21 protein-coding genes are annotated in these 25,629 nt (G+C 68.7%); 13 read left to right on the top strand and 8 right to left on the bottom strand.

Going from position 1 to position 25,629, the window contains the following annotated elements; all coding sequences use genetic code 11:
- Positions 1-7: 7 nt before the first annotated feature.
- From AB0915_RS08045 to AB0915_RS08060, 4 genes are all read right to left on the bottom strand, one after another.
- On the bottom strand, positions 8-1,618 hold the full coding sequence (locus tag AB0915_RS08045; protein WP_366690272.1) for a glycerol-3-phosphate dehydrogenase/oxidase: 1,611 nt from the start codon (positions 1,616-1,618) through the stop codon (positions 8-10).
- A 5-nt stretch (positions 1,619-1,623) separates the two neighbouring features.
- Positions 1,624-3,159: a glycerol kinase GlpK gene (gene glpK / locus AB0915_RS08050; RefSeq protein WP_366690273.1), complete on the bottom strand. Its 1,536-nt coding sequence runs from the start codon at positions 3,157-3,159 to the stop codon at positions 1,624-1,626.
- A 55-nt stretch (positions 3,160-3,214) separates the two neighbouring features.
- Entirely contained in the window at positions 3,215-4,006 is a 792-nt protein-coding gene (locus AB0915_RS08055) for an MIP/aquaporin family protein (protein WP_366690274.1), read from the bottom strand.
- A gap of 231 nt (positions 4,007-4,237) precedes the next feature.
- Positions 4,238-5,002 carry an IclR family transcriptional regulator gene (locus AB0915_RS08060; protein ID WP_366690275.1) on the bottom strand — a complete coding sequence of 255 codons (765 nt, stop codon included), beginning with the start codon at positions 5,000-5,002 and terminating at the stop codon, positions 4,238-4,240.
- Between the two features lie 239 nt (positions 5,003-5,241).
- Here AB0915_RS08060 and metH point away from each other — a divergent pair, with 239 nt between their 5' ends.
- From metH to AB0915_RS08075, 3 genes are all read left to right on the top strand, one after another.
- On the top strand, positions 5,242-8,754 hold the full coding sequence (metH, locus tag AB0915_RS08065) for a methionine synthase (RefSeq protein ID WP_366690276.1): 3,513 nt from the start codon (positions 5,242-5,244) through the stop codon (positions 8,752-8,754).
- A 119-nt stretch (positions 8,755-8,873) separates the two neighbouring features.
- Entirely contained in the window at positions 8,874-9,575 is a 702-nt protein-coding gene (locus AB0915_RS08070; RefSeq protein WP_366690277.1) for an HAD family phosphatase, read from the top strand.
- A 361-nt stretch (positions 9,576-9,936) separates the two neighbouring features.
- Positions 9,937-11,538, top strand: coding sequence for an ABC transporter substrate-binding protein (locus AB0915_RS08075; protein ID WP_366690278.1), 1,602 nt, complete (start codon positions 9,937-9,939; stop codon positions 11,536-11,538).
- A 46-nt stretch (positions 11,539-11,584) separates the two neighbouring features.
- Here AB0915_RS08075 and AB0915_RS08080 read toward each other — a convergent pair whose 3' ends face one another.
- Together AB0915_RS08080 and AB0915_RS08085 are read right to left on the bottom strand one after the other, a co-directional pair.
- The gene (locus AB0915_RS08080; protein ID WP_148833656.1) at positions 11,585-12,256 is read right to left on the bottom strand and encodes a response regulator transcription factor; all 672 of its coding nucleotides are present in this window, start codon (positions 12,254-12,256) and stop codon (positions 11,585-11,587) included.
- Between the two features lie 9 nt (positions 12,257-12,265).
- Positions 12,266-13,111, bottom strand: a complete 846-nt coding sequence (locus AB0915_RS08085) for a PD-(D/E)XK nuclease family protein (RefSeq protein ID WP_366690322.1) — start codon at positions 13,109-13,111, stop codon at positions 12,266-12,268.
- 203 nt (positions 13,112-13,314) lie between these two features.
- Between AB0915_RS08085 and AB0915_RS08090 the strand changes: the two genes are divergently transcribed.
- The 3 genes from AB0915_RS08090 (at position 13,315) to AB0915_RS08100 (ending at position 16,410) form a co-directional block, all read left to right on the top strand.
- Entirely contained in the window at positions 13,315-14,562 is a 1,248-nt protein-coding gene (locus tag AB0915_RS08090; RefSeq protein WP_366690323.1) for a site-2 protease family protein, read from the top strand.
- Between the two features lie 113 nt (positions 14,563-14,675).
- On the top strand, positions 14,676-15,584 hold the full coding sequence (locus AB0915_RS08095) for a tRNA (adenine-N1)-methyltransferase (RefSeq protein ID WP_037700492.1): 909 nt from the start codon (positions 14,676-14,678) through the stop codon (positions 15,582-15,584).
- A 244-nt stretch (positions 15,585-15,828) separates the two neighbouring features.
- A complete protein-coding gene (locus tag AB0915_RS08100; RefSeq protein WP_366690279.1) occupies positions 15,829-16,410 on the top strand; it encodes a hypothetical protein in 582 nt (193 codons plus the stop codon).
- Between the two features lie 39 nt (positions 16,411-16,449).
- Here the strand turns inward: AB0915_RS08100 and AB0915_RS08105 are convergent, their stop codons facing one another.
- Entirely contained in the window at positions 16,450-16,761 is a 312-nt protein-coding gene (locus AB0915_RS08105; protein ID WP_327247296.1) for a ferredoxin, read from the bottom strand.
- A gap of 241 nt (positions 16,762-17,002) precedes the next feature.
- Between AB0915_RS08105 and arc the strand changes: the two genes are divergently transcribed.
- From arc to prcA, 6 genes are all read left to right on the top strand, one after another.
- Positions 17,003-18,769 (top strand): proteasome ATPase, encoded by a 1,767-nt coding sequence (arc, locus tag AB0915_RS08110; RefSeq protein ID WP_366690280.1) that lies wholly within the window; start codon positions 17,003-17,005, stop codon positions 18,767-18,769.
- A 235-nt stretch (positions 18,770-19,004) separates the two neighbouring features.
- A complete protein-coding gene (gene dop, locus AB0915_RS08115) occupies positions 19,005-20,516 on the top strand; it encodes a depupylase/deamidase Dop (RefSeq protein WP_366690281.1) in 1,512 nt (503 codons plus the stop codon).
- A 121-nt stretch (positions 20,517-20,637) separates the two neighbouring features.
- Positions 20,638-20,856: a ubiquitin-like protein Pup gene (locus AB0915_RS08120; RefSeq protein WP_037701567.1), complete on the top strand. Its 219-nt coding sequence runs from the start codon at positions 20,638-20,640 to the stop codon at positions 20,854-20,856.
- The gene (locus AB0915_RS08125; RefSeq protein ID WP_366690282.1) at positions 20,856-21,449 is read left to right on the top strand and encodes an endonuclease VII domain-containing protein; all 594 of its coding nucleotides are present in this window, start codon (positions 20,856-20,858) and stop codon (positions 21,447-21,449) included. The genes AB0915_RS08120 and AB0915_RS08125 overlap by 1 nt, the downstream gene beginning before the upstream one ends.
- Complete coding sequence (gene prcB / locus AB0915_RS08130; RefSeq protein WP_366690283.1) at positions 21,401-22,246, top strand: proteasome subunit beta; 846 nt, start codon at positions 21,401-21,403, stop codon at positions 22,244-22,246. The genes AB0915_RS08125 and prcB overlap by 49 nt, the downstream gene beginning before the upstream one ends.
- 58 nt (positions 22,247-22,304) lie before the next feature.
- Positions 22,305-23,132 carry a proteasome subunit alpha gene (gene prcA / locus AB0915_RS08135; RefSeq protein ID WP_366690284.1) on the top strand — a complete coding sequence of 276 codons (828 nt, stop codon included), beginning with the start codon at positions 22,305-22,307 and terminating at the stop codon, positions 23,130-23,132.
- 55 nt (positions 23,133-23,187) lie between these two features.
- Here the strand turns inward: prcA and AB0915_RS08140 are convergent, their stop codons facing one another.
- Positions 23,188-24,219, bottom strand: coding sequence for a LacI family DNA-binding transcriptional regulator (locus AB0915_RS08140; protein ID WP_366690285.1), 1,032 nt, complete (start codon positions 24,217-24,219; stop codon positions 23,188-23,190).
- Between the two features lie 141 nt (positions 24,220-24,360).
- On the opposite strand from AB0915_RS08140, the gene AB0915_RS08145 reads away from it, so the two are divergent.
- Positions 24,361-25,620, top strand: a complete 1,260-nt coding sequence (locus AB0915_RS08145) for an MFS transporter (RefSeq protein ID WP_366690286.1) — start codon at positions 24,361-24,363, stop codon at positions 25,618-25,620.
- The last annotated feature ends 9 nt before the right edge of the window (positions 25,621-25,629 follow it).

Consider the following 25,629-nt stretch of genomic DNA (forward strand, 5'->3'; position numbering starts at 1 on the left):
GTGCCGGTCAGCCCTTGTCGGCCAGCATTCCCTCGACCCTGGTCCGGATCTCGTCCGTGGCCAGGCCCCGGATCGTCAGCGTTGTGCGGCGGCGCAGCACGTCGTCGGCCGTCTCCGCCCACTCGTGGTCACGCGCGTAGGCGACCTGTGCCCAGATCTCCGGCGCGTCCGGGTGGATGCGCTCGGCCAGCGCCGGGTTCTCGTTCGCCAGCCGCGCGATGTCGAAGGAGAGCGAGCCGTAGTGCGTGGCGAGGTGCCGGGCGGTGTCGGCGGACATCCGCGGGCCGGGCGTTCCGCCGTCGATCAGCAGCCGGTGCGCGACCGCGTTCGGGTTGGCGATACCGGGCAGCGGGAGCTTCTTCGGCAGATGCGCCATGGGCTCCATGTCATCGGCCAGCGGGTGCCCGGGGAGCGAGGCCAGCTTGTTCATCACCGTACGGCCGATGTGGCGGAAGGTTGTCCACTTGCCGCCCGCGACCGAGAGCATCCCACCGCGGCCCTCCGTCACGACCGTCTCGCGCTTGGCCTTGGAGGTGTCGCCGGGACCGCCCGGCAGCACCCGCAGACCCGCGAAGGAGTACGTGATCAGATCGCGGGACAGCTGCTGGTCCTTGATCGAGAACGCCGCCTCGTCGAGGATCTGCGCGGTGTCCTTCTCGTTGACCGCGACATCCGCCGGATCGCCCTCGTACTCCTCGTCCGTCGTGCCGAGCAGCAGCATGTCCTCCCACGGCAGGGCGAACGTGATGCGGTACTTGTCGATCGGAGTGGCCAGCGCGGCCTTCCAGGGGCGGGTGCGCTTCAGTACGAGGTGCGCGCCCTTGGACAGGCGTATCGAAGGCGCCGCGTTCGGGTCCTCCATCTTCCGCAGGTGGTCGACCCACGGGCCGGTGGCGTTCAGCACCAGCCGGGCGGTGACGCCGAACTCCGTGCCGTCCGTACGGTCCTCGAGGTCGGCGCCCGTCACCCGGCCCTTGGTGAACCGCAGCCCGGTGACCGCGGCATGGTTGAGGACGACCGCACCCGCGTCGACGGCCGCGCGGACCGTCATCAGCGCCATCCGGGCGTCGTTCATCTGGTCGTCGCCGTAGACCGCGACGGCCTTCAGATTGTCCGTGCGCAGCTCCGGCACATCGCGCTGCGCCTTCGCCGGGCTGATCACATGGCCGACGCCGTCACCGAACGCGGACAGCGCCGAGTACGCGAACACACCCGCGCCGAGCTTGGCCGCGCCGTGCGGGCCGCCCTTGTAGACCGGCAGGTAGAAGGTGAGCGGATTGGCCAGGTGCGGAGCCACCTGGCGGGACACCGCACGGCGCTCGAAGTGGTTCTCCGCGACCAGCTTCACCGCGCCGGTCTGCAGGTAGCGCAGACCGCCGTGGAGCAGCTTGGAGGAAGCGGAGGAGGTGGCGCCGGCGAAGTCGCCGGCGTCCACCAGGGCCACCCGCAGCCCGGACTGCGCGGCGTGCCAGGCGGTGGAGATGCCCAGGATTCCGCCACCGATCACCAGGAGGTCGTACGTCGCCTTGGAGAGCTGCTCCCGAGTCTCGGCGCGGCTCGGAAGGGAGCCGGAGGCCGGATGCGTCCCGAGTGCCGGGACGCTCTGCAGGGTGGTCATGTCGATTACTCCTCGGCAGTGTTGTCGTCGAGCCAGCCCATGGAACGTTCCACGGCCTTGAGCCAGCTCTTGTACTCACGTTCGCGGATGTCCGCGTCCATGCGGGGGGTCCACTCGGCGGCCCGGCGCCAGTTGGCGCGCAGCGCGTCGGTGTCCGGCCAGAAGCCGACGGCGAGACCGGCGGCGTAGGCGGCGCCGAGGCAGGTCGTCTCGGCGACCATGGGCCGCACCACGGGCGCGTCCAGGAAGTCGGCGAGCGTCTGCATCAGCAAGTTGTTGGAGGTCATACCGCCGTCGACCTTGAGGGCGGCCAGCTCGACGCCGGAGTCCTTGGTCATGGCGTCGGTGATCTCGCGGGTCTGCCAGGCGGTGGCCTCGAGGACGGCACGGGCGATGTGCGCCTTGGTGACGTACCTGGTGAGTCCGGCGATGACACCGCGGGCGTCGGAGCGCCAGTACGGGGCGAAGAGACCGGAGAAGGCGGGCACGAAGTACGCGCCGCCGTTGTCCTCGACCGACGAGGCCAGCGTCTCGATCTCGGCGGCGGACTTGATCAGACCCATCTGGTCGCGCATCCACTGCACGAGCGAACCGGTGACGGCGATGGAACCTTCCAGGGCGTAGACCGGCTTCTGGTCGCCGATCCGGTAGCCGACGGTCGTCAGCAGTCCGTTGTACGAGTTGACGGGCGTCTCGCCGGTGTTCATCAGCATGAAGGTGCCCGTGCCGTACGTGGACTTGGCCTCGCCCTCGGAGAAGCAGGTCTGGCCGAAGAGGGCTGCCTGCTGGTCGCCGAGCGCGGACGCGACCGGGACGCCGGCCAGGATGCCGTCCTTGGCGATGCCGTACACCTCGGCGGAGGACCGGATCTCCGGCAGCACGGTGGCGGGGATCTCCATCGACTGGAGGATCCGCTGGTCCCACGTCAACTCGCGCAGGTTCATCAGGAGGGTGCGCGAGGCGTTGGTGACGTCGGTGACGTGCACGCCGCCGTCGGCGCCGCCGGTCAGGTTCCAGATGACCCAGGAGTCCATGGTGCCGAAGAGGATGTCGCCGCGCTCGGCGCGCTCGCGCAGTCCCTCGACGTTGTCGAGCAGCCAGCGGACCTTGGGTCCGGAGAAGTACGAGGCGAGTGGCAGCCCGGTCTCGCGGCGGAACCGGTCCTGGCCGACATTGCGGCCGAGCTCCTTGCAGAGCACGTCGGTGCGGGTGTCCTGCCAGACGATCGCGTTGTGGACGGGCTCACCGGTGTTCTTGTCCCAGAGCACCGTGGTCTCGCGCTGGTTGGTGATGCCGATCGCCTTGACGTCGGCGGCGCTGATGCCCGCTTTGACGATGGCGCCGGCGACGACCTCCTGGACGTTCTCCCAGATCTCGGTCGCGTTGTGCTCGACCCAGCCGGGCTTCGGGAAGATCTGCTCGTGCTCCTTCTGGTCGACGGAGACGATCCGGCCGTCCTTGTCGAAGACGATGCAGCGGCTGGAGGTGGTGCCCTGGTCGATGGCCGCGATGAACGGGCCGGTGGTGTGTGCGTCGGTCACGGTGTGCTCCTGGAGGTCTGTGAGATCTGAGGGTGACGACTCTGAGCTCTACGGCTCACGCGAAGGCGACGTTGTAGAGCCCGCCCGCGATCGCACCGCCGATGAGGGGGCCGACGACCGGGACCCAGGCGTAGCCCCAGTCGGAGCCGCCCTTGTTCGGCAGCGGCAGCAGCGCGTGCACGATACGCGGCCCTAGGTCGCGAACCGGGTTGATTGCGTAACCGGTCGGGCCGCCGAGCGAGAGACCGATGGCGACGACGACCAGGGAGGTGATCAGCGCGCCGAGCGTGCCGAGGCCGTCACCGTTGTTGTTCAGACCCTGCGTGAGGATCGCCAGGACGAGCACGACGGTGGCGATGACTTCGGTGATCACGTTCTGGACGGCGTTCCGGATCTCCGGGCCCGTCGAGAAGATGCCCAGCACCGGGCCGGCCTTCGGGGCGGCGGCCTGGTCGACCATGCCCTCTTCACTCGGCTGGCTGTACAGGGTCGCCGGGTCGGTCAGATGGGTCCGGAACTGCCCGTAGTACGTCAGCCAGACCAGCACCGCGCCGATCATCGCGCCGAGCAGCTGGGAGCCGAGGTACAGCGGTACGTCGCTCCATGCGGTGCTGCCCTTGATCGCAAGGCCGATGGTGACCGCGGGGTTGAGGTGTGCCCCCGACACCCCGCCGGCCAGATACGCGGCGGTCAGCACCGCGAAGCCCCACCCGAAGGTGATGGCGAGCCAGCCGGCGTTCTGCGCCTTGGAGTGCTTGAGAGTGACGGCGGCACAGACACCGCCGCCGAGCAGGATGAGTACGGCGGTACCGATGGTCTCGCCGATAAAGATGTCGGAGCTGGACACCCGTGACTCCTTTGTCCTTCGTCCAGGGAAGCCGAACCCCGGGTCGCTCCGGTGGTCCGTGCCCTCAGATGAGGGCGTGACCGGCCCTTGGCACTGTCACACCTTAGCGTGTATTGCCGTTAAGTGTTCGACAATGCCGACCGATGAACGGCAGTGTTTCCCCCTGGTGAATGAAGCGTCAAGAGTTCCTGGGCCCTTGATCCGATCGTTACCGATGATCCGCCGGTACGGTCAGAAGCGCCCGGCGCCGAGATCCCGGGAAACCGCCCGGGCGCAGTCCCGTACTGCCGCGACCAGCTCCGGGCGGAGCTCGCCCCCGGAGCACACGCGTTCCACCGCTCCGGTCACCGCAACCGCGCCGACCGGCATCCGGCGCCGGTCGTGGATCGGCGCGGCCACCGCGGCCACCCCCTCCCACGTCTCCTCCACGTCGGCCGCCCAGCCGCGCGCCCGGGTCAGCGAGAGCACCGACTCGAACTCCTCCAGGTCGGTCACGGTGCGTGGGGTGAAAGGCTGCCGCTCGGCCTCGACCGCCTCGGTGTGCGCCACCGGGTCGTACGCCGCGAGCACCTTGCCCAGCGCGGTGGAGTGCAGCGGCTGCATGGCCCCGACCTCCAGGACCTGTCTGCTGTCGTCGGGGCGGAAGACGTGGTGCACGATCAGGACGCCCTGCTGGTGCAGGACCCCCAGGTGGGCACTCTCGCCACTGGAGCGGGCCAGGTCGTCCGTCCAGACCAGGGCGCGCGCCCGCAGCTCGTGGACGTCCAGATAGCTGTTGCCCAGGCGCAGCAGCTCGGCGCCCAGCTGATAGCGCCCCGAAGCCGTGTCCTGCTCCACGAAGCCCTCGTGCTGCAGCGTGCGCAGAATGCCGTGCGCGGTGCCCTTGGCCAGGCCCAGGGAGGAGGCGATGTCGGACAGTCCCAGCCGTCGTTCGCCGCCCGCCAGCAGACGCAGCATCGCCGCCGCCCGTTCGAGCGACTGGATGTTCTTGGCCATGACGCCGTACTCCTCCACTATGGTTCGACAATGCTGAACACTATCGGTCGATGCCGACTATTGCTCGGTCGTTCGGCGATCCCGCTCCGCCGCACCGCCCCGGACATTCCCCCGCACAGCATGCCGTCCGTTCCGTGGGACACGGTGACGCTCGAAGGCGGCGCCCGGCTACCCTGACGGGGTGCGGCCTCCACCGAGGCCGCAAAGCCGACAGCCGTCGCATCCCTGGGAGTACATCCATGGCCCCGTCGCCGAACCCTTCCGCCGACAGCCGGAACCGAGCCGAAGCCCTCCGCGAGGCACTCGCCACCCGCGTGGTGGTGGCCGACGGTGCCATGGGCACCATGCTCCAGGCGCAGGACCCCACCCTTGAGGACTTCCAGCACCTCGAGGGCTGCAACGAGATCCTCAACGTCACCCGCCCGGACATCGTGCGCTCGGTGCACGAGGAGTACTTCGCGGTCGGCGTGGACTGCGTCGAGACGAACACCTTCGGTGCCAACGCCTCCGCCCTGGGCGAGTACGACATTCCCGGGCGCATCCATGAACTGTCCGAGTCCGGCGCGCGCATCGCCCGCGAGGTGGCCGACGAGTTCACTGCCTCCACCGGGCAGCAGCGCTGGGTGCTCGGCTCCATGGGCCCCGGCACCAAGCTGCCGACGCTGGGCCATGCGTCGTACACCGTGCTCCGCGACGGTTTCCAGCAGAACGCCGAAGGACTGATCGCCGGCGGCGCGGACGCGCTCATCGTCGAGACGACGCAGGACCTTCTCCAGACCAAGGCCGCGGTACTGGGTGCGCGGCGGGCGCTGGAGGCGATGGGCAGCGACCTCCCGCTGCTGTGCTCGCTGGCGTTCGAGACGACCGGCACCATGCTGCTCGGCTCGGAGATCGGCGCGGCGCTGACCGCGCTCGAACCGCTCGGCGTCGACATGATCGGCCTGAACTGCTCGACGGGCCCGGCGGAGATGAGCGAGCACCTGCGCTACCTCACGCGTCACTCCCGTATCCCGTTGCTCTGCATGCCCAACGCCGGACTGCCGGTGCTCACCAGGGACGGCGCGCACTTCCCGCTCGGTCCCGACGGACTGGCCGACGCGCAGGAGACGTTCGTCCAGGAGTACGGCCTCTCGCTGGTCGGCGGCTGCTGCGGTACGACTCCGGAGCACTTGCGCCAGGTCGTCGAACGCGTCCGCGGCGCCGCCCTCACCCCGCGCGACCCGCGCCCCGAGCCCGGCGCCGCCTCGCTGTACCAGACCGTCCCGTTCCGCCAGGACACCTCGTACCTCGCCATCGGCGAGCGTACGAACGCCAACGGATCCAAGAAGTTCCGCGAGGCCATGCTGGAGGCCCGCTGGGACGACTGCGTGGAGATGGCGCGTGACCAGATCCGGGAGGGCGCGCACATGCTCGACCTCTGCGTCGACTACGTCGGCCGGGACGGTGTCGCGGACATGGAGGAACTGGCCGGACGCTTCGCCACCGCCTCCACGCTCCCGATCGTGCTCGACTCCACCGAACTGCCGGTCCTGCGGGCCGGTCTGGAGAAGCTCGGCGGCCGGGCGGTTCTCAATTCCGTCAACTACGAGGACGGCGACGGACCCGAGTCGCGCTTCGCCAAGGTCACGCGACTGGCCGCCGAGCACGGCGCCGCGCTGATCGCTCTCACGATCGACGAGGACGGCCAGGCCCGCACCGTCGAGCACAAGGTCGCCGTCGCCGAGCGGCTGATCGAGGACCTGACCGGCAACTGGGGCATCCATGAGTCGGACATCCTCATCGACACACTGACCTTCACCATCTGCACCGGGCAGGAGGAGTCCCGCAAGGACGGCGTCGCCACCATCGGCGCCATCCGCGAACTGAAGCGGCGCCATCCCGAGGTCCAGACCACACTCGGGCTGTCGAACATCTCCTTCGGCCTCAACCCGGCCGCCAGGGTCGTCCTGAACTCCGTCTTCCTCGACGAGTGCGTCAAGGCCGGTCTCGACTCCGCCATCGTGCACGCCTCGAAGATCCTGCCGATCGCGCGCCTGGAGGAGGAGCAGGTCAAGGTCGCACTCGACCTCATCTACGACCGCCGCGCCGAAGGCTACGACCCGCTGCAGCGGCTCATGGAGCTCTTCGAGGGCGTCAACATGAAGTCGATGAAGGCCGGCAAGGCCGAGGAGCTTCTCGCGCTGCCGCTCGACGAGCGCCTCCAGCGCCGCATCATCGACGGGGAGAAGAACGGCCTGGAGACCGACCTCGACGAGGCACTGCAGGCCCGTCCGGCTCTCGACATCGTCAACGACACGCTGCTCGAGGGCATGAAGGTCGTCGGCGAGCTGTTCGGCTCCGGTCAGATGCAGTTGCCGTTCGTGCTCCAGTCCGCCGAGGTCATGAAGTCCGCCGTGGCCTACCTGGAACCGCACATGGAGAAGTCCGACGCGGAGGGCAAGGGCACGATCGTGCTGGCCACCGTCCGCGGCGACGTCCATGACATCGGCAAGAACCTCGTCGACATCATCCTGTCCAACAACGGCTTCAACGTCGTCAACATCGGCATCAAGCAGCCGGTCTCCGCGATCCTCGAAGCCGCGGAGGAGCACCGCGCCGATGTCATCGGGATGTCCGGTCTCCTGGTGAAGTCCACCGTGATCATGAAGGAGAACCTGGAGGAGCTGAACCAGCGCAAGCTGGCCGCCGAATATCCGGTGATCCTCGGCGGCGCGGCTCTCACCAGGGCCTATGTCGAGCAGGACCTCCACGAGATCTACGAGGGCGAGGTCCGCTACGCCCGCGACGCGTTCGAGGGCCTGCGCCTGATGGACGCCCTGGTCGCGGTCAAGCGCGGCGTCCCCGGCGCCGCCCTCCCCGAGCTCAAGCAGCGCCGCGTCCCCAAGCGGGAGACCGCCGTGCTGGAGGTCGAGGAGCCCGAGGACGGCGTACGGTCCGATGTCGCCACTGACAACCGGGTCCCCGAACCGCCGTTCTGGGGCACCCGTGTCGTCAAGGGCATCCAGCTCAAGGAGTACGCCTCCTGGCTCGACGAGGGTGCGCTCTTCAAGGGCCAGTGGGGCCTCAAGCAGGCCCGCGCCGGTGACGGACCGACGTACGAGGAGCTCGTGGAGACCGAGGGCCGCCCGCACCTGCGCGGCTGGCTCGACAAGCTGCACACGGAGAACCTGCTGGAAGCCGCCGTGGTCTACGGCTACTTCCCGTGCGTCTCCAAGGGCGACGACCTGATCCTGCTGCACGAGGACGGTTCCGAGCGCACCCGCTTCACCTTCCCGCGCCAGCGCCGCGGCCGCCGCCTCTGCCTCGCGGACTTCTTCCGCCCGGAGGAGACCGGTGAGACGGACGTGATCGGCCTCCAGGTCGTCACCGTCGGCTCGAAGATCGGCGGCGAGACCGCCAAGCTCTTCGAGGCCAATTCCTACCGCGACTACCTGGAGCTGCACGGTCTCTCCGTCCAGCTCGCCGAGGCCCTCGCCGAGTACTGGCACGCCCGGGTCCGTTCCGAGCTCGGCTTCGGCGGCGAGGACCCGGCCGCAGTCGAGGACATGTTCGCGCTGAAGTACCGCGGCGCACGCTTCTCCCTCGGCTACGGGGCCTGCCCCGACCTGGAGGACCGGGCGAAGATCGCCGACCTGCTGCAGCCCGAGCGGATCGGTGTCCACCTCTCCGAGGAGTTCCAGCTCCACCCGGAGCAGTCCACGGACGCGATCGTCATCCACCACCCGGAGGCGAAGTACTTCAACGCGCGGTAAGGAAATGTCCGACGCGCCGTAGCGGGACGAGTCGTACACTGGTCGGTCCAGTGCAGGCCGGCCGCCCTTTCCCTGGAAATGGCGGCCGGCCTTCTCGTCCCTCATGGAAGGTGTGCCGCATGACCAGTACGGTCCCCGCGTCCTTGATCCGTACGGCTGAAGGCGCCGCCCTGCAGGCAGTCTTCCTGGACATGGACGGCACCCTGGTCGATACCGAGGGTTTCTGGTGGGAGGCCGAGGTGGCGGTCTTCGCCGACCTCGGATACCGGCTGGACGAGGCGTGGAAGGACGTGGTCGTCGGCGGGCCGATGACCCGCAGCGCCGGGTATCTCATCGACGTCACCGGTGCGGACATCACCCTCCCGGAGCTCACCGTGCTGCTCAACGACCGCTTCGAGGAGCGCATCGACCGCGGTGTGCCACTGATGCCGGGCGCCGCACGGCTGCTCGCCGAACTGGTGGCGCACGAGGTCCCGACCGCCCTGGTCTCCGCCTCGCACCGGCGCATCATCGACCGGGTGCTGGACTCGGTCGGCCACCACCACTTCTCGCTCACCGTCGCAGGTGACGAGGTCGCCCGGACGAAGCCGCACCCGGAGCCCTACCTCACCGCCGCCTCCGGCTTCGGGGCGGCCCCCGAGCGCTGTGCGGTCATCGAGGACACCGCGACCGGTGTCGCCGCGGCAGAGGCCGCCGGCTGCTGGGTCGTCGCCGTACCGTCCGTCGCGCCGATCACACCCGCGTCGGGCCGGGTCGTGGTGGGCTCCCTCGAAGAAGTCGATCTCGCATTTCTCCGCGGCCTGGTCACGGGAACGCATTGATCCCCGTACCGAGAGTATTTCTGTGAATGAATAGAAAAGCTCTCGGCGTGGCCGTGTATGCGTTTCGTCACGCATGCGTAGGGAAAAATTGGGTGCATGCCAAGGCGGAGAATGACTCAGGGGTGAGCTCTGTCACCTCGAAGACTTATGGTCTCTCTCGAGATCGCCCGAGCTGTCCGTTTTGATCCGCCCCACTGTCCTGATTCGTGGGGTCCTGCACGGAACCTTCCCCGCCCGGGAAATCAGCTCGGCGACAATTCCTTCACCATTCGATTACGCATGGGGCGCCGCCGGTCAGGGATTACCCGCGGCGCCTACTAATGTCGTTTTCTCCATGGCCGGATGAGGGAGAACGTCCAAGATGAACCGCAAGACTCTGGTGCTGCCGGCCGTCGTCGGCCTGCTCGCCCCCGTACTCGCCGCCTGCGGCGCGACGGACGGCGGGAGCGATGGCAACGCCGCCATCGTTGTCGGCACCACGGACCAGTTCGTCGCCACCGAGGACAACCCCGCGCCGCTCGACCCCGCCATCGGCTACGAAGCAGGCGTCTGGAACGTCCTGCGGCAGACCGTGCAGACGCTGACCCACGTCCCGCGCGGCGGCGGCGAGCCCGTCCCCGAGGCCGCCGAGAGCTGTACGTTCACCGACCGGCAGAACGAGAGCTACCGCTGCAGGCTGCGCAGCGGTCTTACCTTCGCGAGCGGCAAGCCCGTCACCGCCGAGGACGTCAAGTACTCCATCAACCGGGTCATCGGCATCGACTCCGACAACGGACCCGTCGGCCTGCTCGCCAACATCGACACGATCGAGACCCGCGACGAGAACGAAGTCATCTTCCACCTGAAGGCGCCGGACGCGACCTTCCCCTACAAGCTCGCCACCCCGGCCGCCGGCATCGTGCCGAAGAGCAAGTACCCGGCGAAGTCCCCGCGTGAAGGCTTCCAGGTCGATGGCTCCGGCCCCTACACGATGAAGCCGGAAGTCAGGAACAACCGGGTCGACAAGGTCGTCTTCACCAGGAACCCGAAGTACAAGGGCGATCTGAAGGTCCTCAACGACAAGGTCGAACTCGACCTCTTCCCCGACGCCACGGCGATGGGCAAGGCACTCGACGACAAGAAGATCGACATGATGACCCGCGCCATGTCGCCCGGCCAGGTCAAGCAGATGCTGGAGAAGCCGAAGGACGGCATCAAACTCACCGAGATGCCCGGCCTCGCCATCAGCTACCTGGGCTTCGACACCACCGACCCCGCGGTGCAGAACAAGGCCGTCCGCCAGGCCATCGCCCAGGTCATCGACCGCGGCCAGATCGCCGGCCAGGTCTACGGCACCACCGCCGAGCCGCTCTACTCGCTGATCCCGTCCAGCATCACCGGGCACACCAGCTCGTTCTACAACAAGTACGGCGAGCCCAGCACCGGCAAGGCCGCCGCCCTTCTGCGGGCCGCCGGCATCAAGACCCCGGTGAAGTTCACCCTGCACTACACGACCGACTACTACGGTCCGGCCACCGCCGACGAGTTCAAGACGCTGAAGAAGCAGCTGAACGACACCGGGCTGTTCGACGTCACCACCCGGGGCACCCCCTGGGCGAAGTACCGAGCGGCACAGAAGCGCGGCGACTACGCCGTCTACGGCCTGGGCTGGCTCCCTGACTTCCCGGACCCGGACAACTACACGGCGCCGTTCCTCGACAAGGACAACTTCCTCAACTCGCCCTACAAGTCCGCGCTGGCCCAGAACACACTGATCCCGCAGTCCCGCCGTGCCGCCGACCGCGCCGCCGCCTCCAAGACCTTCCAGAAGCTCCAGGACCTCGTCGCCACCGACGTTCCTGTGCTCCCGGTCTGGCAGGGGAAGCAGTACATTGCCTCCCGCGACGGCCTCACCGGCGTCGAGTGGTCCGTCAACTCCTCCGCCGACCTCCAGTTCTGGGAGCTCGGCCGCAGCGCCGCCTGAACCACGGCGCCGCTCCGGTGCCCGGTCCCGGCCGAACCGTGCCGGGTCACTGGGCGCCGGGGCGCACCAGTCCGCTCTCGTACGCGTACACCGCGGCCTGCACCCGGTCGCGCAGCCCCAGCTTCGTCAGCACGTGGCCCACATGCGTCTTGACCGTCGTCTCGCTGACGAACAGATCGGCGGCGATCTCCGCATTCGACAGACCGCGCGCCACCAGCTTCAGCACCTCCACCTCACGATCCGTCAGCGTGTGCAGGGTGTCCGGCACGGGATCCTCGCCCGACGGCAGATGATCCGCGTACTTGTCCAGCAGCCTGCGCGTGATGCTCGGGGCCAGCATCGCCTCGCCTGCCGCGACCACCCGGATCGCCTGCACCAGCTCATTGGCCGGAGCGTCCTTCAGCAGGAAGCCACTGGCGCCGGCGCGCAACGCCTCCACCACGTACTCGTCGAGATCGAACGTGGTCAGTACCAGCACCTTCGCCGGGCCGTCCCGTCCCGGCCCGGTGATCTGACGCGTCGCCTCGACCCCGTCCATCCGCGGCATGCGGATGTCCATCAGCACCACATCGGGCTGCAGTGCCCGCACCTGATCGAGAGCCTGGAGACCGTCACCGGCCTCGCCCACGACCGCCAGATCCCCCTCCGCCTCAAGAATCATCCGGAAGCCCGTGCGCAGCAGCGGCTGGTCGTCGACCAGTAGGACGCGGATTGCCACCAGATCTCCTCAAGCTCCTTCAACGGCCGCCGGCCGGGCGGCCTCGGCCTGGACCGGGTCCATTCTGCCCTGCACACCCTGGACCGGAACGGCCGGGCGGACCGGCAGCGGATAGACCGGGGGAGTCCCGCCGAATTCCGGACAGACCGCCTGGTGGTCGCACCAGCCGCACAGCTTCGTCGGCCGCGGCCGCCACTCGCCCGTCTCCGTGGCCAGCCGGATCGCGTCCCACAGCGCGAGCAGCTTCCGCTCCACCCGCTCCAGATCCGCCACGACCGGGTCGTACGTCATGACGTCGCCGCTGCCCAGATAGACCAGTTGCAGCCGGCGCGGCACCACACCCTTCAGCCGCCAGATCACCAGGGCGTAGAACTTCATCTGGAACAACGCGCCCTCCGCATACTCCGGCCGCGGCGCCTTCCCCGTCTTGTAGTCGACGATCCGGACCTCACCCGTCGGTGCCACATCGATCCGGTCGATCACCCCGCGCAGCCGCAGCCCCGACTCCAGCTCCGTCTCGACGAACATCTCCCGCTCGGCCGGCTCCAGGCGCGTCGGATCCTCCAGCGAGAACCACCGCTCCACCAGGCTCTCCGCCTCCGACAGCCAGCGCGCCAGCCGCACGCCCTCCGCATCCTCCGCGAACAGCTCCGACAGCTCCGGCTTCGACTCCAGCAGCCGGTCCCACTGGCCGGGAACCATCGCCGTCGCCCGGCCGGCCGTACGCTCCGCCGCCGGTGCGTCGAAGAGCCGCTCCAGCACCGCGTGCACCAGCGTGCCCCGGGTAGCCGCCTCACTGGGTTTCTCCGGCAGCCTGTCGATCACCCGGAACCGGTACAGCAGCGGACACTGCATGAAATCGCTCGCCCGCGACGGCGACAGGGACGAAGGCGGCTGCGGCGGCCGGGGCACGGAAGTCATGACGAAGACCCTACGACCCGCCACTGACACTCGCGGCCTCCCCGCGATAGGGCGGGAAGCCATAGGCGGCATACCATCGACGACAGACCCTCGCACACTGCATGATCGTGCCGAAAGGCACCGACCGAAGGGACCCCGTGGACGAGAGCGGCGACAGCGGGCAGCCGCAGCCCGGCGCCGGCGGAACGGACCCCGCCGCGCCCGAGAACGGCAAACCGCAACGTCCCCGGGAGCCGGGCGGCGGGATCCTGATGGGCCGCCCCTTCGGCGTGCCGGTATACGTCGCGCCCAGCTGGTTCCTTGTCGCGGCGCTCATCACCTGGGTCTTCGGCGGCCAGCTCGAGCGCGTCCTGCCGGAACTCGGCGCGGTCCGCTATCTGGTCTCCCTCTTCTTCGCGATCGCCTTCTACGCCTCCGTGCTCGTCCACGAACTCGCGCACACGGTCGCCGCGCTCCGCTACAAGCTCCCCGTGCGCCGCATCCAGCTGCAGTTCTTCGGCGGCGTCTCCGAGATCGAGAGGGAGTCCGAGACTCCCGGCCGCGAATTCGTACTCGCCTTCGTCGGTCCCCTGCTCTCCCTGGTACTCGCCGGCGTCTTCTATGTCGCCATGAAGTTCGTCGAACCCGGCACCGTCCCCGGCGTCCTGCTCGCCGGACTGATGATCTCCAACCTCATCGTCGCCGCCTTCAACCTGCTGCCCGGCCTCCCGCTCGACGGCGGCCGGATGCTCCGTGCCGTCGTCTGGAAGATCACCGGCCGCGCCATGAGCGGCACCGTCGCCGCCGCCTGGGTCGGGCGCGCTCTCGCCGTCGCCGTCCTCATCGGGCTCCCGGTCCTCACCCGCATCGGCGGGCTCGGGAACAACCCCGACGACGTCAGCGGCATGGACACCGTCACCAACGCCCTGCTCGCCGCGATCCTCGCCGCCATCATCTGGACCGGAGCGGGCAACAGCCTCCGCATGGCCCGCCTGCGCGAACACCTCCCCGACCTGCGCGCCCGAACCCTCACCCGCCGCGCCGTCCCCGTGGAAGCCGCCACCCCCCTCTCCGAAGCGCTCCGCCGCGCCAACGAGGCAGGTGCCCGCGCCCTCGTCGTCGTCGACGGACACGGCGACCCGAAGGCCGTCGTCCGCGAGGCCGCCATCGTCTCCATCCCCGAACACCGCCGCCCCTGGGTCGCCGTCAGCGCCCTCGCCCAGGATCTGACCGCCGGAATGATGGTCTCCGCCGAACTCACCGGCGAAGAACTCCTCGACACCCTGAAGGCCAACCCCGCCACCGAATACCTGGTTCTCGAAGAGACCGGCGAGATCTACGGAGTCCTCTCCACCGCCGACGTCGAACGCGCCTTCGTCGCCGCCATGGCCCGCCCCGCCGCCTGACGGCCTCCCCCACTCCCCATCGTGGGGGAGGTCGTGAGGACTGACTGTCCGGCCGGGCTGGCCGGGCTCTCCTGCGCGGTCGGAGCCCCTGGAAACACCGGTACGCTGGTCACATGTCTGAACCGACCGGTGCCGCCCGCCGACGCGGGCCCTTCAAGGTCGGGGACCAGGTCCAGCTCACCGACCCCAAGGGACGCCACTACACCTTCACGCTCGAAGCCGGAAAGAACTTCCACACCCACAAGGGTTCTTTCCCGCACGACGAGCTGATCGGTGCTCCCGAGGGCAGTGTGGTCCGAACCACGGGAAACGTCGCCTACCTCGCGCTGCGCCCCCTGCTCCCCGACTACGTCCTGTCCATGCCCCGCGGCGCCGCCGTGGTCTACCCCAAGGACGCGGGGCAGATCCTGGCGTTCGCCGACATCTTCCCCGGCGCCCGCGTCGTGGAAGCCGGCGTCGGCTCCGGCTCGCTCTCCACCTTCCTGCTCCGCGCCATCGGCGACCAGGGCATGCTGCACTCGTACGAGCGCCGCGAGGACTTCGCGGAGATCGCCCAGCAAAACGTCGAGCGCTACTTCGGCGAGCCGCACCCCGCGTGGCAGCTCACCGTCGGCGACCTCCAGGACAACCTCTCCGACACCGATGTCGACCGGGTCATCCTCGACATGCTCGCCCCCTGGGAATGCCTGGAGGCCGTCTCCAAGGCGCTCGTCCCCGGCGGCATCCTCTGCGCCTACGTCGCGACCACCACCCAGCTCGCCCGGACCGTCGAGTCCATCCGTGAGATCGGCTGCTTCGCCGAACCACAGCCCTGGGAATCGATGATCCGCAACTGGCACGTCGAGGGTCTCGCGGTCCGCCCGGACCACCGCATGATCGGCCACACCGGCTTCCTCGTCACCGCGCGCCGCCTGGCCGACGGTGTGGAGGCCCCGCTGCGCCGCCGCCGGCCCGCCAAGGGCGCGTACGGTGAGGACTACGACGGTCCCGGCAGCCAGAGCGGCTCCTCCTCCCGCGGCTGACCCCGCACAACGCACCGGCGCCGCCGCGGAGTTCCCGGACCGACCCGGGAACTCCGCGGCGGCGCCCATTCGTTGCCCGTGCGGAGGCTGCCGGCACGGGGCTGCGCACGGAATCCGATTCCGTACCGACCCCACCGTTCCACCACCCTGTGAGGTGTGGCACGATGCTGGCCACCCCCACGCCACGGCTGACGCCCGCCTTCCCGGCATCGCCGCACCACAGGAACCACAGGAGACATCCCGCGTGCAGACCTCCGAGCTCCCGGACCTCGCGCACACCGACACCAGGCCGATGCAGTGGCTCGTGACCGCGACCGCCATGGCCGCCGTCGTCGCGGCAGCGGGCATGCTCCAGCCCGATGCCACCACCGCCTCGGCCTCGCCCCCGAACCGCACCGCCACGCAGCACGGCACCGCGCCCGCGGCCGCCCCCGATCCGGCCCGGGCGACCTTCCCGCTGGACTGCGGGACGGTGGGAAGCACCGTCGCCAAGCAGGTTCCCGGTGACCTCGACGGCGACGACCGGCCGGAAACCGTCGCCGTGGTCCACTGCGCGGCCGGATCCGGCACCCCGCCGAGCGGCGTCTATGTCCTCACACAGGGAAGCGGGGCCGCACCCCGGGTCGTTGCGACCCTGGTGGACCCCGCCCAGAAGATGAGCATCGGCGACTTCACCGTGCGTGACGGAATCATCTCCGCCACACTCCTCGGCTACTCCTCGCCCGAGATCCCGCGCTGCTGTCCCGACCAGCAGGAAAAGGTGACCTGGCAGTGGCGCAACGGCGCCTTCGTCCGCGCCGCGGAGAGCGAAGCGAACAGCGCCTGACCGGTCACTCCCCGTACCCGGCGGGCCGGAGCCGGCGGATCAGGCTGCGTCGGGGCCGTAGACCTCGACCCTGTCCGAAACACGACGTACATGAATGCAGTCGCCCGGGCACTCCTTGGCCGAATCGACCACGTCCTGAAGCAGCGGAAGCGGAACGGGCGTCGTCGCCCCCTTGTCCTGCAGCAGCTCGTCGTCGCCGCTCTTCACGTACGCCAGACCGTCGATGTCCAGCTCGAAGACCTCGGGCGCGTACTGGACGCAGATCCCGTCTCCCGTGCAGAGGTCCTGGTCGATCCAGACCTCCAGGTCCTGCGTGTCGCTTCCGGTGGGAGCGTCCTGCTGCACGGTCATTTTTCCTGCCGTTCCCTGCGTATCCGAACCAAAAATAGCCAGCCCTGACGGGTGTTGACCGGTTCGACGATACAACCGGCCGCTTTCCGATGTTGAACGGTGGGTATTCCCCTGGCGTGAGGGAGAGCGCAAGGGTGAAGATCGGACACACCCCGCAGTCTTTGTGATCTAGGGGTTTCAATCATCACCCACCCAGGTAGGGTCAGGAAGCGTCCAGCTCCCCTTGGAGGAGGTGAGGACCGTGGCAGCCCACGACGACGACATCAACCGCGGCATCCGGCCCGGGCGGGGGTCCGAAGACCCAGCCGGCCAGGTCGCCTATCTTGAGCAGGAAATCGCCGTCCTGCGACGTAAGCTCGCCGACTCTCCGCGCCATACGAGGATTCTCGAAGAGCGGATCGTCGAGTTGCAGACGAACCTCGCAGGCGTGTCCGCACAGAACGAACGGCTCGCCAACACCCTGCGCGAGGCCCGCGACCAGATCGTGGCCCTCAAGGAGGAAGTCGACCGGCTCGCACAGCCGCCGGCCGGCTTCGGAGTCTTCCTGCAGGGCAACGAGGACGGCACCTGCGACATCTTCACCGGGGGCCGCAAGCTCCGGGTGAACGTCAGTCCCAGTGTCGAGATCGACGACCTCCGGCGCGGCCAGGAAGTCATGCTCAACGAAGCGCTCAACGTGGTCGAGGCCATGGAATTCGAGCGGGCCGGGGACATCGTCACCCTCAAGGAGATCCTCGAGGACGGCGAGCGCGCCCTGGTCATCGGGCACACCGACGAGGAACGAGTGGTACGGCTCGCCGAACCGCTCCTCGACATCAACATCCGGCCCGGCGATGCGCTCCTGCTCGAACCCAGGTCCGGTTACGTCTACGAAGTGGTCCCGAAGAGCGAGGTCGAGGAGCTCGTCCTCGAAGAGGTTCCGGACATCGACTACGGCAAGATCGGCGGCCTGGGCGAGCAGATCGAGCTGATCCGGGACGCAGTCGAGCTGCCCTACCTCCACCCCGACCTCTTCAAGGAGCACGAACTGCGGCCGCCGAAGGGCATCCTGCTCTACGGTCCGCCCGGCTGCGGCAAGACACTCATCGCCAAGGCCGTCGCCAACTCCCTGGCCAAGAAGGTCGCGGAAGTCACCGGCCAGCCAGCCGGAAAGAGCTACTTCCTCAACATCAAGGGTCCGGAGCTCCTCAACAAATATGTCGGTGAGACCGAGCGGCACATCCGTCTCGTCTTCCAGCGGGCCCGCGAAAAGGCCGGCGAGGGTACCCCCGTCATCGTCTTCTTCGACGAGATGGAATCCCTCTTCCGCACCCGCGGATCCGGTGTCAGCTCGGACGTGGAGAACACCATCGTCCCCCAGCTGCTCGCCGAGATCGACGGAGTGGAGGGCCTGGAGAACGTCATCGTGATCGGCGCCTCCAACCGCGAGGACATGATCGACCCCGCGATCCTGCGGCCCGGCCGTCTCGATGTGAAGATCAAGATCGAGCGTCCGGACGCGGAGGCAGCGAAGGACATCTTCGGGAAGTACCTCACGCCTTCTCTGCCGCTGCACGCCGACGATCTCGCCGAGCACGCGGGTTCCAAGGAAGCCGCAGCTCACGCCATGATCCAGTCCGTCGTCGAGCGGATGTACACCGAGTCCGAGGAGAACCGCTTCCTCGAAGTCACGTACGCCAACGGCGACAAGGAAGTCCTGTACTTCAAGGACTTCAATTCCGGCGCGATGATCCAGAACATCGTCGACCGGGCCAAGAAGATGGCCATCAAGGCCTTCCTCGACCAAGGCCAGAAGGGCCTTCGCGTCTCCCATCTCCTCCAGGCGTGTGTGGACGAGTTCAAGGAGAACGAGGACCTTCCCAACACCACCAACCCCGACGACTGGGCCAGGATCTCCGGCAAGAAGGGCGAGCGGATCGTCTTCATCCGTACCCTTGTCACCGGAAAGCAGGGCGCAGACACCGGTCGCTCCATCGACACGGTGGCAAACACCGGGCAGTACCTGTAGAACGCAGACCCGCTGCGGATGCCCGGCCGGGCATCCGCAGCCGGTTGCTTTCCGGACAGCTCCCACGACACCGGAGCAATGACGTAATTGATCTCCCCACCAGCGCAGAGGCGCTCTAGGCTCTTCCGTACCGCCAGTCGCGCAGTGCGGGGACGGGCACCGCACACGCACCGGACAAGCAGCGGTACTTGAGCGCCGATCCCGGAAGGGAACGCCGCCGGGCAAGGAGGGCCGCATGACCGTACGGCGAGTAATGGGCATCGAGACGGAGTACGGCATCTCCGTGCCCGGGCACCCCAACGCCAATGCCATGCTCACCTCGTCCCAGATCGTCAACGCGTACGCGGCGGCGATGCACCGGGCGCGACGCGCCCGCTGGGACTTCGAGGAGGAGAATCCGCTGCGCGACGCGCGAGGCTTCGACCTCGCCCGCGAAACCGCCGACTCCAGCCAGCTCACCGACGAGGACATCGGCCTCGCCAATGTCATCCTCACCAACGGTGCCCGGCTCTACGTCGACCATGCACACCCCGAGTACAGCTCGCCGGAGGTCACCAACCCGCGGGACGCCGTCCTCTGGGACAAGGCCGGCGAACGCGTCATGGCCGAGGCCGCCGAGCGCGCGGCCCAGCTCCCCGGCGCCCAGCCCATCCACCTCTACAAGAACAACACCGACAACAAGGGTGCCTCGTACGGCACGCACGAGAACTACCTGATGAAGCGGGAGACCCCGTTCTCCGACATCGTGCGCCACCTGACCCCGTTCTTCGTCTCCCGCCAGGTCGTCACCGGCGCGGGCCGCGTGGGAATCGGCCAGGACGGCCACGAGCACGGCTTCCAGATCAGCCAACGGGCGGACTACTTCGAAGTCGAGGTCGGTCTCGAAACGACCCTCAAGCGCCCCATCATCAACACCCGCGACGAACCCCACTCCGACGCCGAGAAGTACCGCCGACTCCATGTGATCATCGGCGATGCGAATCTGTCGGAGATCTCCACCTATCTCAAGCTCGGCACCACGGCGCTCGTCCTGTCCATGATCGAGGACGGCTTCATCAACGTCGATCTCGCCGTCGACCAGCCGGTGCGCACCCTGCACCAGGTCTCCCACGACCCGACCCTGCAGCATCCGATCACGCTCCGTAGTGGCCGGACACTCACCGCGGTACAGCTCCAGATGGAGTACTTCGAGCTGGGCCGCAAATACGTCGAGGAGCGGTACGGGGCGGACGCCGACGAGCAGACCAAGGACATCCTGATCCGCTGGGAGGACACCCTCAACCGCCTGGAGAACGATCCGATGAGCCTGTCGGGCGAGCTCGACTGGATCGCCAAGCGGGAGCTCATGGAGGGCTACCGCCGCCGCGACGGCCTGGACTGGGACGCGGCCCGGCTGCACCTGGTGGACCTCCAGTACGCCGATGTGAGGCCCGAGAAGGGCCTCTACAACCGTCTCGCGGCCCGCGGGAAGATGAAACGCCTGCTGGACGAGCGCGAAGTCGAGGAGGCCCGTACGAAGCCCCCTGAGGACACCAGGGCGTACTTCCGCGGTCGCTGCCTGGAGCAGTACGCGGACGACGTCGCCGCGGCCTCCTGGGACTCGGTCATCTTCGATCTGCCGGGCCATGACTCGCTGCAGCGGGTCCCCACCCTGGAACCGCTCCGGGGGACCCGTAACCACGTCAAGGAGCTCCTGGACCGCTGTCGCACGGCGGAGGAGCTGGTCCGAGTGCTCTCGGGCGGCTGAAACAGCCGCCGACTGGGAATCATCGAGATGGTCCCCGGGCGTTGTAGGGAACTACCGGGCCAATGTCGGACCTCGTGGGTAGGGTCTGATCAAGTGCTTCGAACCGAGCGGGGTGAGCTACATGGCGACCAAGGACACCGGCGGCGGACAGCAGAAGGCGACACGCTCCACCGAGGAGGTCGAGGAGCAGGCGCAGGACGCGCAGGCTGCCGACGACCTCAAGGAGCGGCAGGAGAAGCTGAGCGACGATGTCGACTCGGTTCTGGACGAAATCGACGACGTCTTGGAGGAGAACGCCGAGGACTTCGTGCGGTCATTTGTGCAAAAAGGCGGGCAATGATGTCCAAGTTGGACATCTGTAAGAAGTGCTCGACATGCCAGCAGGAACGCCCTGCCAGCGCATTCGCGGCAAACAAGTCTCGGGCCGACGGGCTGCAGACGACTTGCCGCGAATGCGCTGCCGACTACTACAAGCGCCGCCAGGAGGCACACGGTAAGACGGTCCGCGTCAAGGTGGATGTGCCGGACGGGCACAAGCATTGCAGGACCTGTGGTGAGGTGAAGCCCCGCAGCGGGTGGCACCGCAATGAATCCGCCTCCGACGGCCTGTCGACGCGCTGCAAAGCGTGCAGGGCCGTTCAGGCGCGTGCGGGCCACCTGAAGCGTCAGTACGGCATGACCGAAGCCGAGCGCGATGAGATGATCTCGTCGCAGATGGGCATCTGCACGATCTGTCTGGCTGCCCCCGCCGTGCATGTTGATCACTGTCACGAGACGGGTAGGGTCCGGGGCGTACTGTGCTTCAACTGCAATTCGGCCATCGGCAAGATGGGGGATGATCCTGACACCTTGCGCAGGGCCATCGCATACCTGGAGGGAAACGCGTGGAAGCCAACACTCGTAGCACCGGGCGTCTACCAGCTGCCTTCCTGACGCCGGGATCCTCTTCGTTCATGGACTTCCTGTCCGACCATTCTCCCGAGATGCTCCCGGGCAAACGGCAGCTGCCGCCCCTGCAGGGGGTGATCGAGGCGCCGCACGGGACGACCATCGTCGCCGCGACGTTCGCCGGTGGTGTGGTGCTCGCCGGTGACCGGCGGGCGACCATGGGCAACATGATCGCGCAGCGCGACATCGAGAAGGTCTTCCCGGCCGACGAGTACTCGGCGGTGGGCATCGCCGGTACGGCCGGGCTCGCCGTGGAGATGGTCAAGCTCTTCCAGCTGGAACTGGAGCACTTCGAGAAGGTCGAGGGGGCCCAGCTCTCCCTGGAGGGCAAGGCGAACCGGCTCTCCACGATGATCCGCAGCAATCTGGCCATGGCCATGCAGGGTCTCGCCGTGGTTCCGCTCTTCGCCGGCTTCGACGTCGACCGCGAGAAGGGCCGGATCTTCACGTACGACGTCACCGGTGGCCGTTCCGAGGAGCAGGGCTACGCGTCCACCGGCTCCGGGTCGATCTTTGCCCGCGGGTCGATGAAGAAGCTCTACCGCGAGGACCTGACGGAGCAGGAGGCGCTCACCCTGGTCGTGCAGGCGCTGTACGACGCCGCGGACGACGACTCGGCGACCGGCGGCCCCGATGTGGCCCGGCGGATCTATCCGATTGTCACCGTCATCACCGACGAGGGCTTCCGGAGGCTCACCGACGCGGATTCCTCCGACATCGCGCGGTCGATCCTGGAGCGCCGGATGGAACAGCCCGACGGCCCGCGCGCCGCGCTGCTCTGATCCGGATCCCGGGGCTTCTTCGATGCACTCGTCACTGACAGAAAGGGACGGATAGCCGGTGTCGACGCCGTTCTATGTCTCACCTCAGCAGGCCATGGCCGACCGGGCGGAATACGCCCGGAAGGGCATTGCTCGTGGTCGCAGCCTGGTTGTGCTGCAGTACGCCGACGGCATTGTGTTCGTCGGCGAGAATCCGTCCCGTGCGCTGCACAAGTTCAGCGAGATCTATGACCGGATCGGTTTCGCTGCCGCCGGTAAGTACAACGAGTACGAGAATCTGCGTATCGGCGGCGTCCGTTACGCCGATCTTCGCGGATATACCTACGACCGCGATGATGTGACGGCCCGTGGGCTGGCCAACGTCTATGCGCAGACCCTGGGCACCATTTTCTCCAGTGCGGCGGAGAAGCCGTACGAGGTGGAGTTGGTGGTCGCCGAGGTGGGCGTCGAGCCCGAGGGCGATCAGATCTACCGGCTGCCGCACGACGGCTCGATCGTGGACGAGCACGGTTCGGTCGCGGTGGGCGGCAATGCGGAACAGATCAGCACGTTCCTGGACCAGCGTCACCGTGACGGAATGACGCTGGCGGAGGCGCTCAAGCTGGCTGTGCAGGCACTGTCCCGTGATCCCAACGGGAGCGAGCGGGAGATTCCCGCGGAGCGGCTCGAGGTGGCGGTCCTGGACCGGACGCGGCCTCAGCAGCGGAAGTTCAAGCGGATCGTCGGGCGGCAGCTGGCGCGGCTGCTGGAGGCCGACGGCGGGGCCACGCCGACGGATGCCCCGTCGGACCTGGAGGACGGCGAGGCTCCCACCGATGTCACGAAGTCGGCGGGGGCTGCCGAGTCCGCGGAGCCGCCGGCGTCCCCGGAGTCGTCCGAGGAGTAGCCCTGCCGGATGTTCCCGTGCCCCGGTCCACCGTTCGCGGTGGGCCGGGGCATCGTCATGAACGGGACGGTGGGGGCCCGGAGGAGCCGCGGACGACCAGCTGCACCGGCAGGCTGCCTGATTCGGCCGGGCAGCCGTCGAGCACGGACAGGAGGGCGGTCATGCCGCGCTCGCCGACCTGCTCGGCGGGGAGCTGAACGGTGGTGAGTTCGGGTTCGACGGCGGTCGCCAGAGCCAGGTCGTCGAAGCCGGTGACGGAGAGGTCGTCGGGGACCCGCAGGCCGAGCCGGCGGGCGGCCTTGCAGGCGCCCGCGGCGAGGATGTCATCGTCGCAGATGATCGCGGTCGGCCGGGGGCCGGGGGCGGCCAGAGCGTGTTCCGTGGCTTCCCGGCCGGCCCGTACGTCGAGCGCTGCCGGGACGGTCCGTACGGAGGTGCCGGGCACGCCTCGCAGGGTGTCGCGGACGGCCCCGGCGCGAACGGCGAAGGTCCAGGAGTCGATGGCCGACGCCAGGTGCAGGAAGCGGCGGTGGCCGAGGGTGAGGAGATGGTCCGTCACCTGCCGCATGCCGTCGGCGATGTCGAGGTTGACCCGGGCCGCGACGCCGGTGTCCGCGGGGTCGCTGTCCAGCATGACCAGAGGCAGGCCGGCGCCGCGCAGGGCGTCGAGGGCGTCGGCGGCCATGGACGAGGCGATGACCCCGTCGAGGGCGGCGCGGGCGGAGGCGAAGGGGTCCCTGGCCGGACCGGTGCCGTCGGGGGAGGGGTAGAGGACGACCCCGAAGTCGTGTGCGGCGGCGACGGCGGCGGCGCCGGTGTAGACCCGCGCGAAGAATTCGTTGGTGAGCGCCGGGACGACCAGCAGCGCGGTCCTGGTGCGGCCGAGGCGGAGGCTGCGGGCGGCGAGATTGGGCCGGTAGCCGAGGTCCTGGGTGGCGGCGCGGACGCGCGCGGCGGTCGCCTCGGAGACCCTGCCGCGCCATTTGCCGCCGAGGACGAGCGAGACGGTGGCCTGGGAGACGCCTGCGGCCCGCGCGACGTCGCGGCTGGTGGGCCGGGCCGGGGCGGGCTGGGATGCGCTGGTCACGGGGGCCTCCGGACTGGGCGGGTGCGGTGCTGGTGCGGGCGGTGAGGTGGACCTGAGGACAGAGCACATGGTACGTATGAGCCTCGACGTTATACGTAAAACCTCAGGTGTCCGGAAGGCGCCCGGCGGAGAGGGGCGGACATGGCCGCGGGATATCTGGACATCCTCCGGGCGCGGCATGCCGCGCGGCTGCTGATCGGCACGCTGGTGGGACGCCTGCCGAGCGGCACCGCCCACATCGCGATCGTCCTGTTCACCCGGGCCGAGGGCGGCAGCTACACCCTCGCGGGGGCGCTCGCGGCGGTGTACGGCCTCGCCACGGCGGTCGGGCAGCCCCTGCTGGGCCGGGCGGTGGACCTGTACGGCCAGCCGCGCGTCCAGCTCCCCGCGTCCGCCGTCTCCGCGCTGGGCATGTCCCTGCTGGCTCTGGTGGGCCTCGGATCGCTTCCGCTGGCGTACGGGGCCGTGATCGTGGCAGGGGTGTTCACGCCGCCGCTGGAGGGCGGTCTGCGGGCGCTGTGGCCGACGGTCCTGGGGAGGGAGGACCGGGTGCACCGGGCGTACGCCATGGACGCCGTGGCCCAGGAGGTCATGTTCACCGTGGGCCCGCTGCTGGTGACGGTGCTGGTCTCGCTCTGGTCGCCCGCCGCCGCGCTGCTCGTCATCAACACGATAGGAGTGCTGGGCGCGCTCTCCGTGGTGGTGTCGGAGCCCTCCCGTACCTGGCGCTCGGCGCCCCGCGAGGCGCACTGGCTGGGTGCGCTCCGCTCGCCGGGGCTGCTGGCGCTTCTCGGTTCCTTCTTCTTCGTCGGGGTCGCGCTGGGCTCGATCACGGTGGCGGGCGTCGCGTACGCCGACGACCACGGCCGGGAGGCGGTCTACGGCTGGCTGATGGCCGCGCTCGGTCTCGGCGCGCTGATCGGCGGGGCGGCGTACGGGGCACGTCAGTGGGCCGGAGCGCCGGAGCGCCGGCTGCGGGTCATCGTCGCGCTGCTGGCCCTCGGCTATCTGCCGCTGATGCTGACACCGGATGTGGTGGCGATGACCGCCCTGGCCGCGCTCGCCGGGGTGTTCCTGGCGCCGGCGATCGCGTGTTCGTTCATCGTGGTGGACCGGCATGCTCCGCGGGGCACGGTGACGGAGGCATTCTCCTGGCTCGTGACGACGTTCGGGGTGGGCGCGGCGGCGGGAACGGCCCTGGCGGGCCCGGCCGTCGAGCTGGGCGGTACGGCGTGGAGCTTCGCCGTCGCGGGGGCCGGTGGAGTGGCCGCACTGATGGTTCTGCTGGCGACGGGAAGGGTCCTCGCAGTTCCCGGGCGTACGGACGTTTCCGCGCAGCGATCGGAAAACGATCGAAACGGTGCTGTCCAACCCGGTTTCAGCTCGGGCCATCAGGCGTAATGTTCAGTC

The organism is Streptomyces sp. NPDC048411 (genome assembly GCF_040704695.1).
In the GTDB taxonomy this organism is placed as follows: Bacteria; Actinomycetota; Actinomycetes; order Streptomycetales; family Streptomycetaceae; genus Streptomyces.

Coding starts and splice junctions, on each gene's coding strand:
- AB0915_RS08060 (WP_366690275.1), bottom strand. CDS start 5,002: ATGGCCAAGAACATCCAGTCGCTCGAACGGGCGGCGGCGATGCTGCGT.
- AB0915_RS08075 (WP_366690278.1), top strand. CDS start 9,937: ATGAACCGCAAGACTCTGGTGCTGCCGGCCGTCGTCGGCCTGCTCGCC.
- AB0915_RS08120 (WP_037701567.1), top strand. CDS start 20,638: ATGGCGACCAAGGACACCGGCGGCGGACAGCAGAAGGCGACACGCTCC.
- AB0915_RS08085 (WP_366690322.1), bottom strand. CDS start 13,111: ATGCAGTGTCCGCTGCTGTACCGGTTCCGGGTGATCGACAGGCTGCCG.
- dop (WP_366690281.1), top strand. CDS start 19,005: ATGACCGTACGGCGAGTAATGGGCATCGAGACGGAGTACGGCATCTCC.
- AB0915_RS08095 (WP_037700492.1), top strand. CDS start 14,676: ATGTCTGAACCGACCGGTGCCGCCCGCCGACGCGGGCCCTTCAAGGTC.
- AB0915_RS08105 (WP_327247296.1), bottom strand. CDS start 16,761: ATGACCGTGCAGCAGGACGCTCCCACCGGAAGCGACACGCAGGACCTG.
- metH (WP_366690276.1), top strand. CDS start 5,242: ATGGCCCCGTCGCCGAACCCTTCCGCCGACAGCCGGAACCGAGCCGAA.
- AB0915_RS08125 (WP_366690282.1), top strand. CDS start 20,856: ATGTCCAAGTTGGACATCTGTAAGAAGTGCTCGACATGCCAGCAGGAA.
- AB0915_RS08070 (WP_366690277.1), top strand. CDS start 8,874: ATGACCAGTACGGTCCCCGCGTCCTTGATCCGTACGGCTGAAGGCGCC.
- AB0915_RS08045 (WP_366690272.1), bottom strand. CDS start 1,618: ATGACCACCCTGCAGAGCGTCCCGGCACTCGGGACGCATCCGGCCTCC.
- AB0915_RS08145 (WP_366690286.1), top strand. CDS start 24,361: ATGGCCGCGGGATATCTGGACATCCTCCGGGCGCGGCATGCCGCGCGG.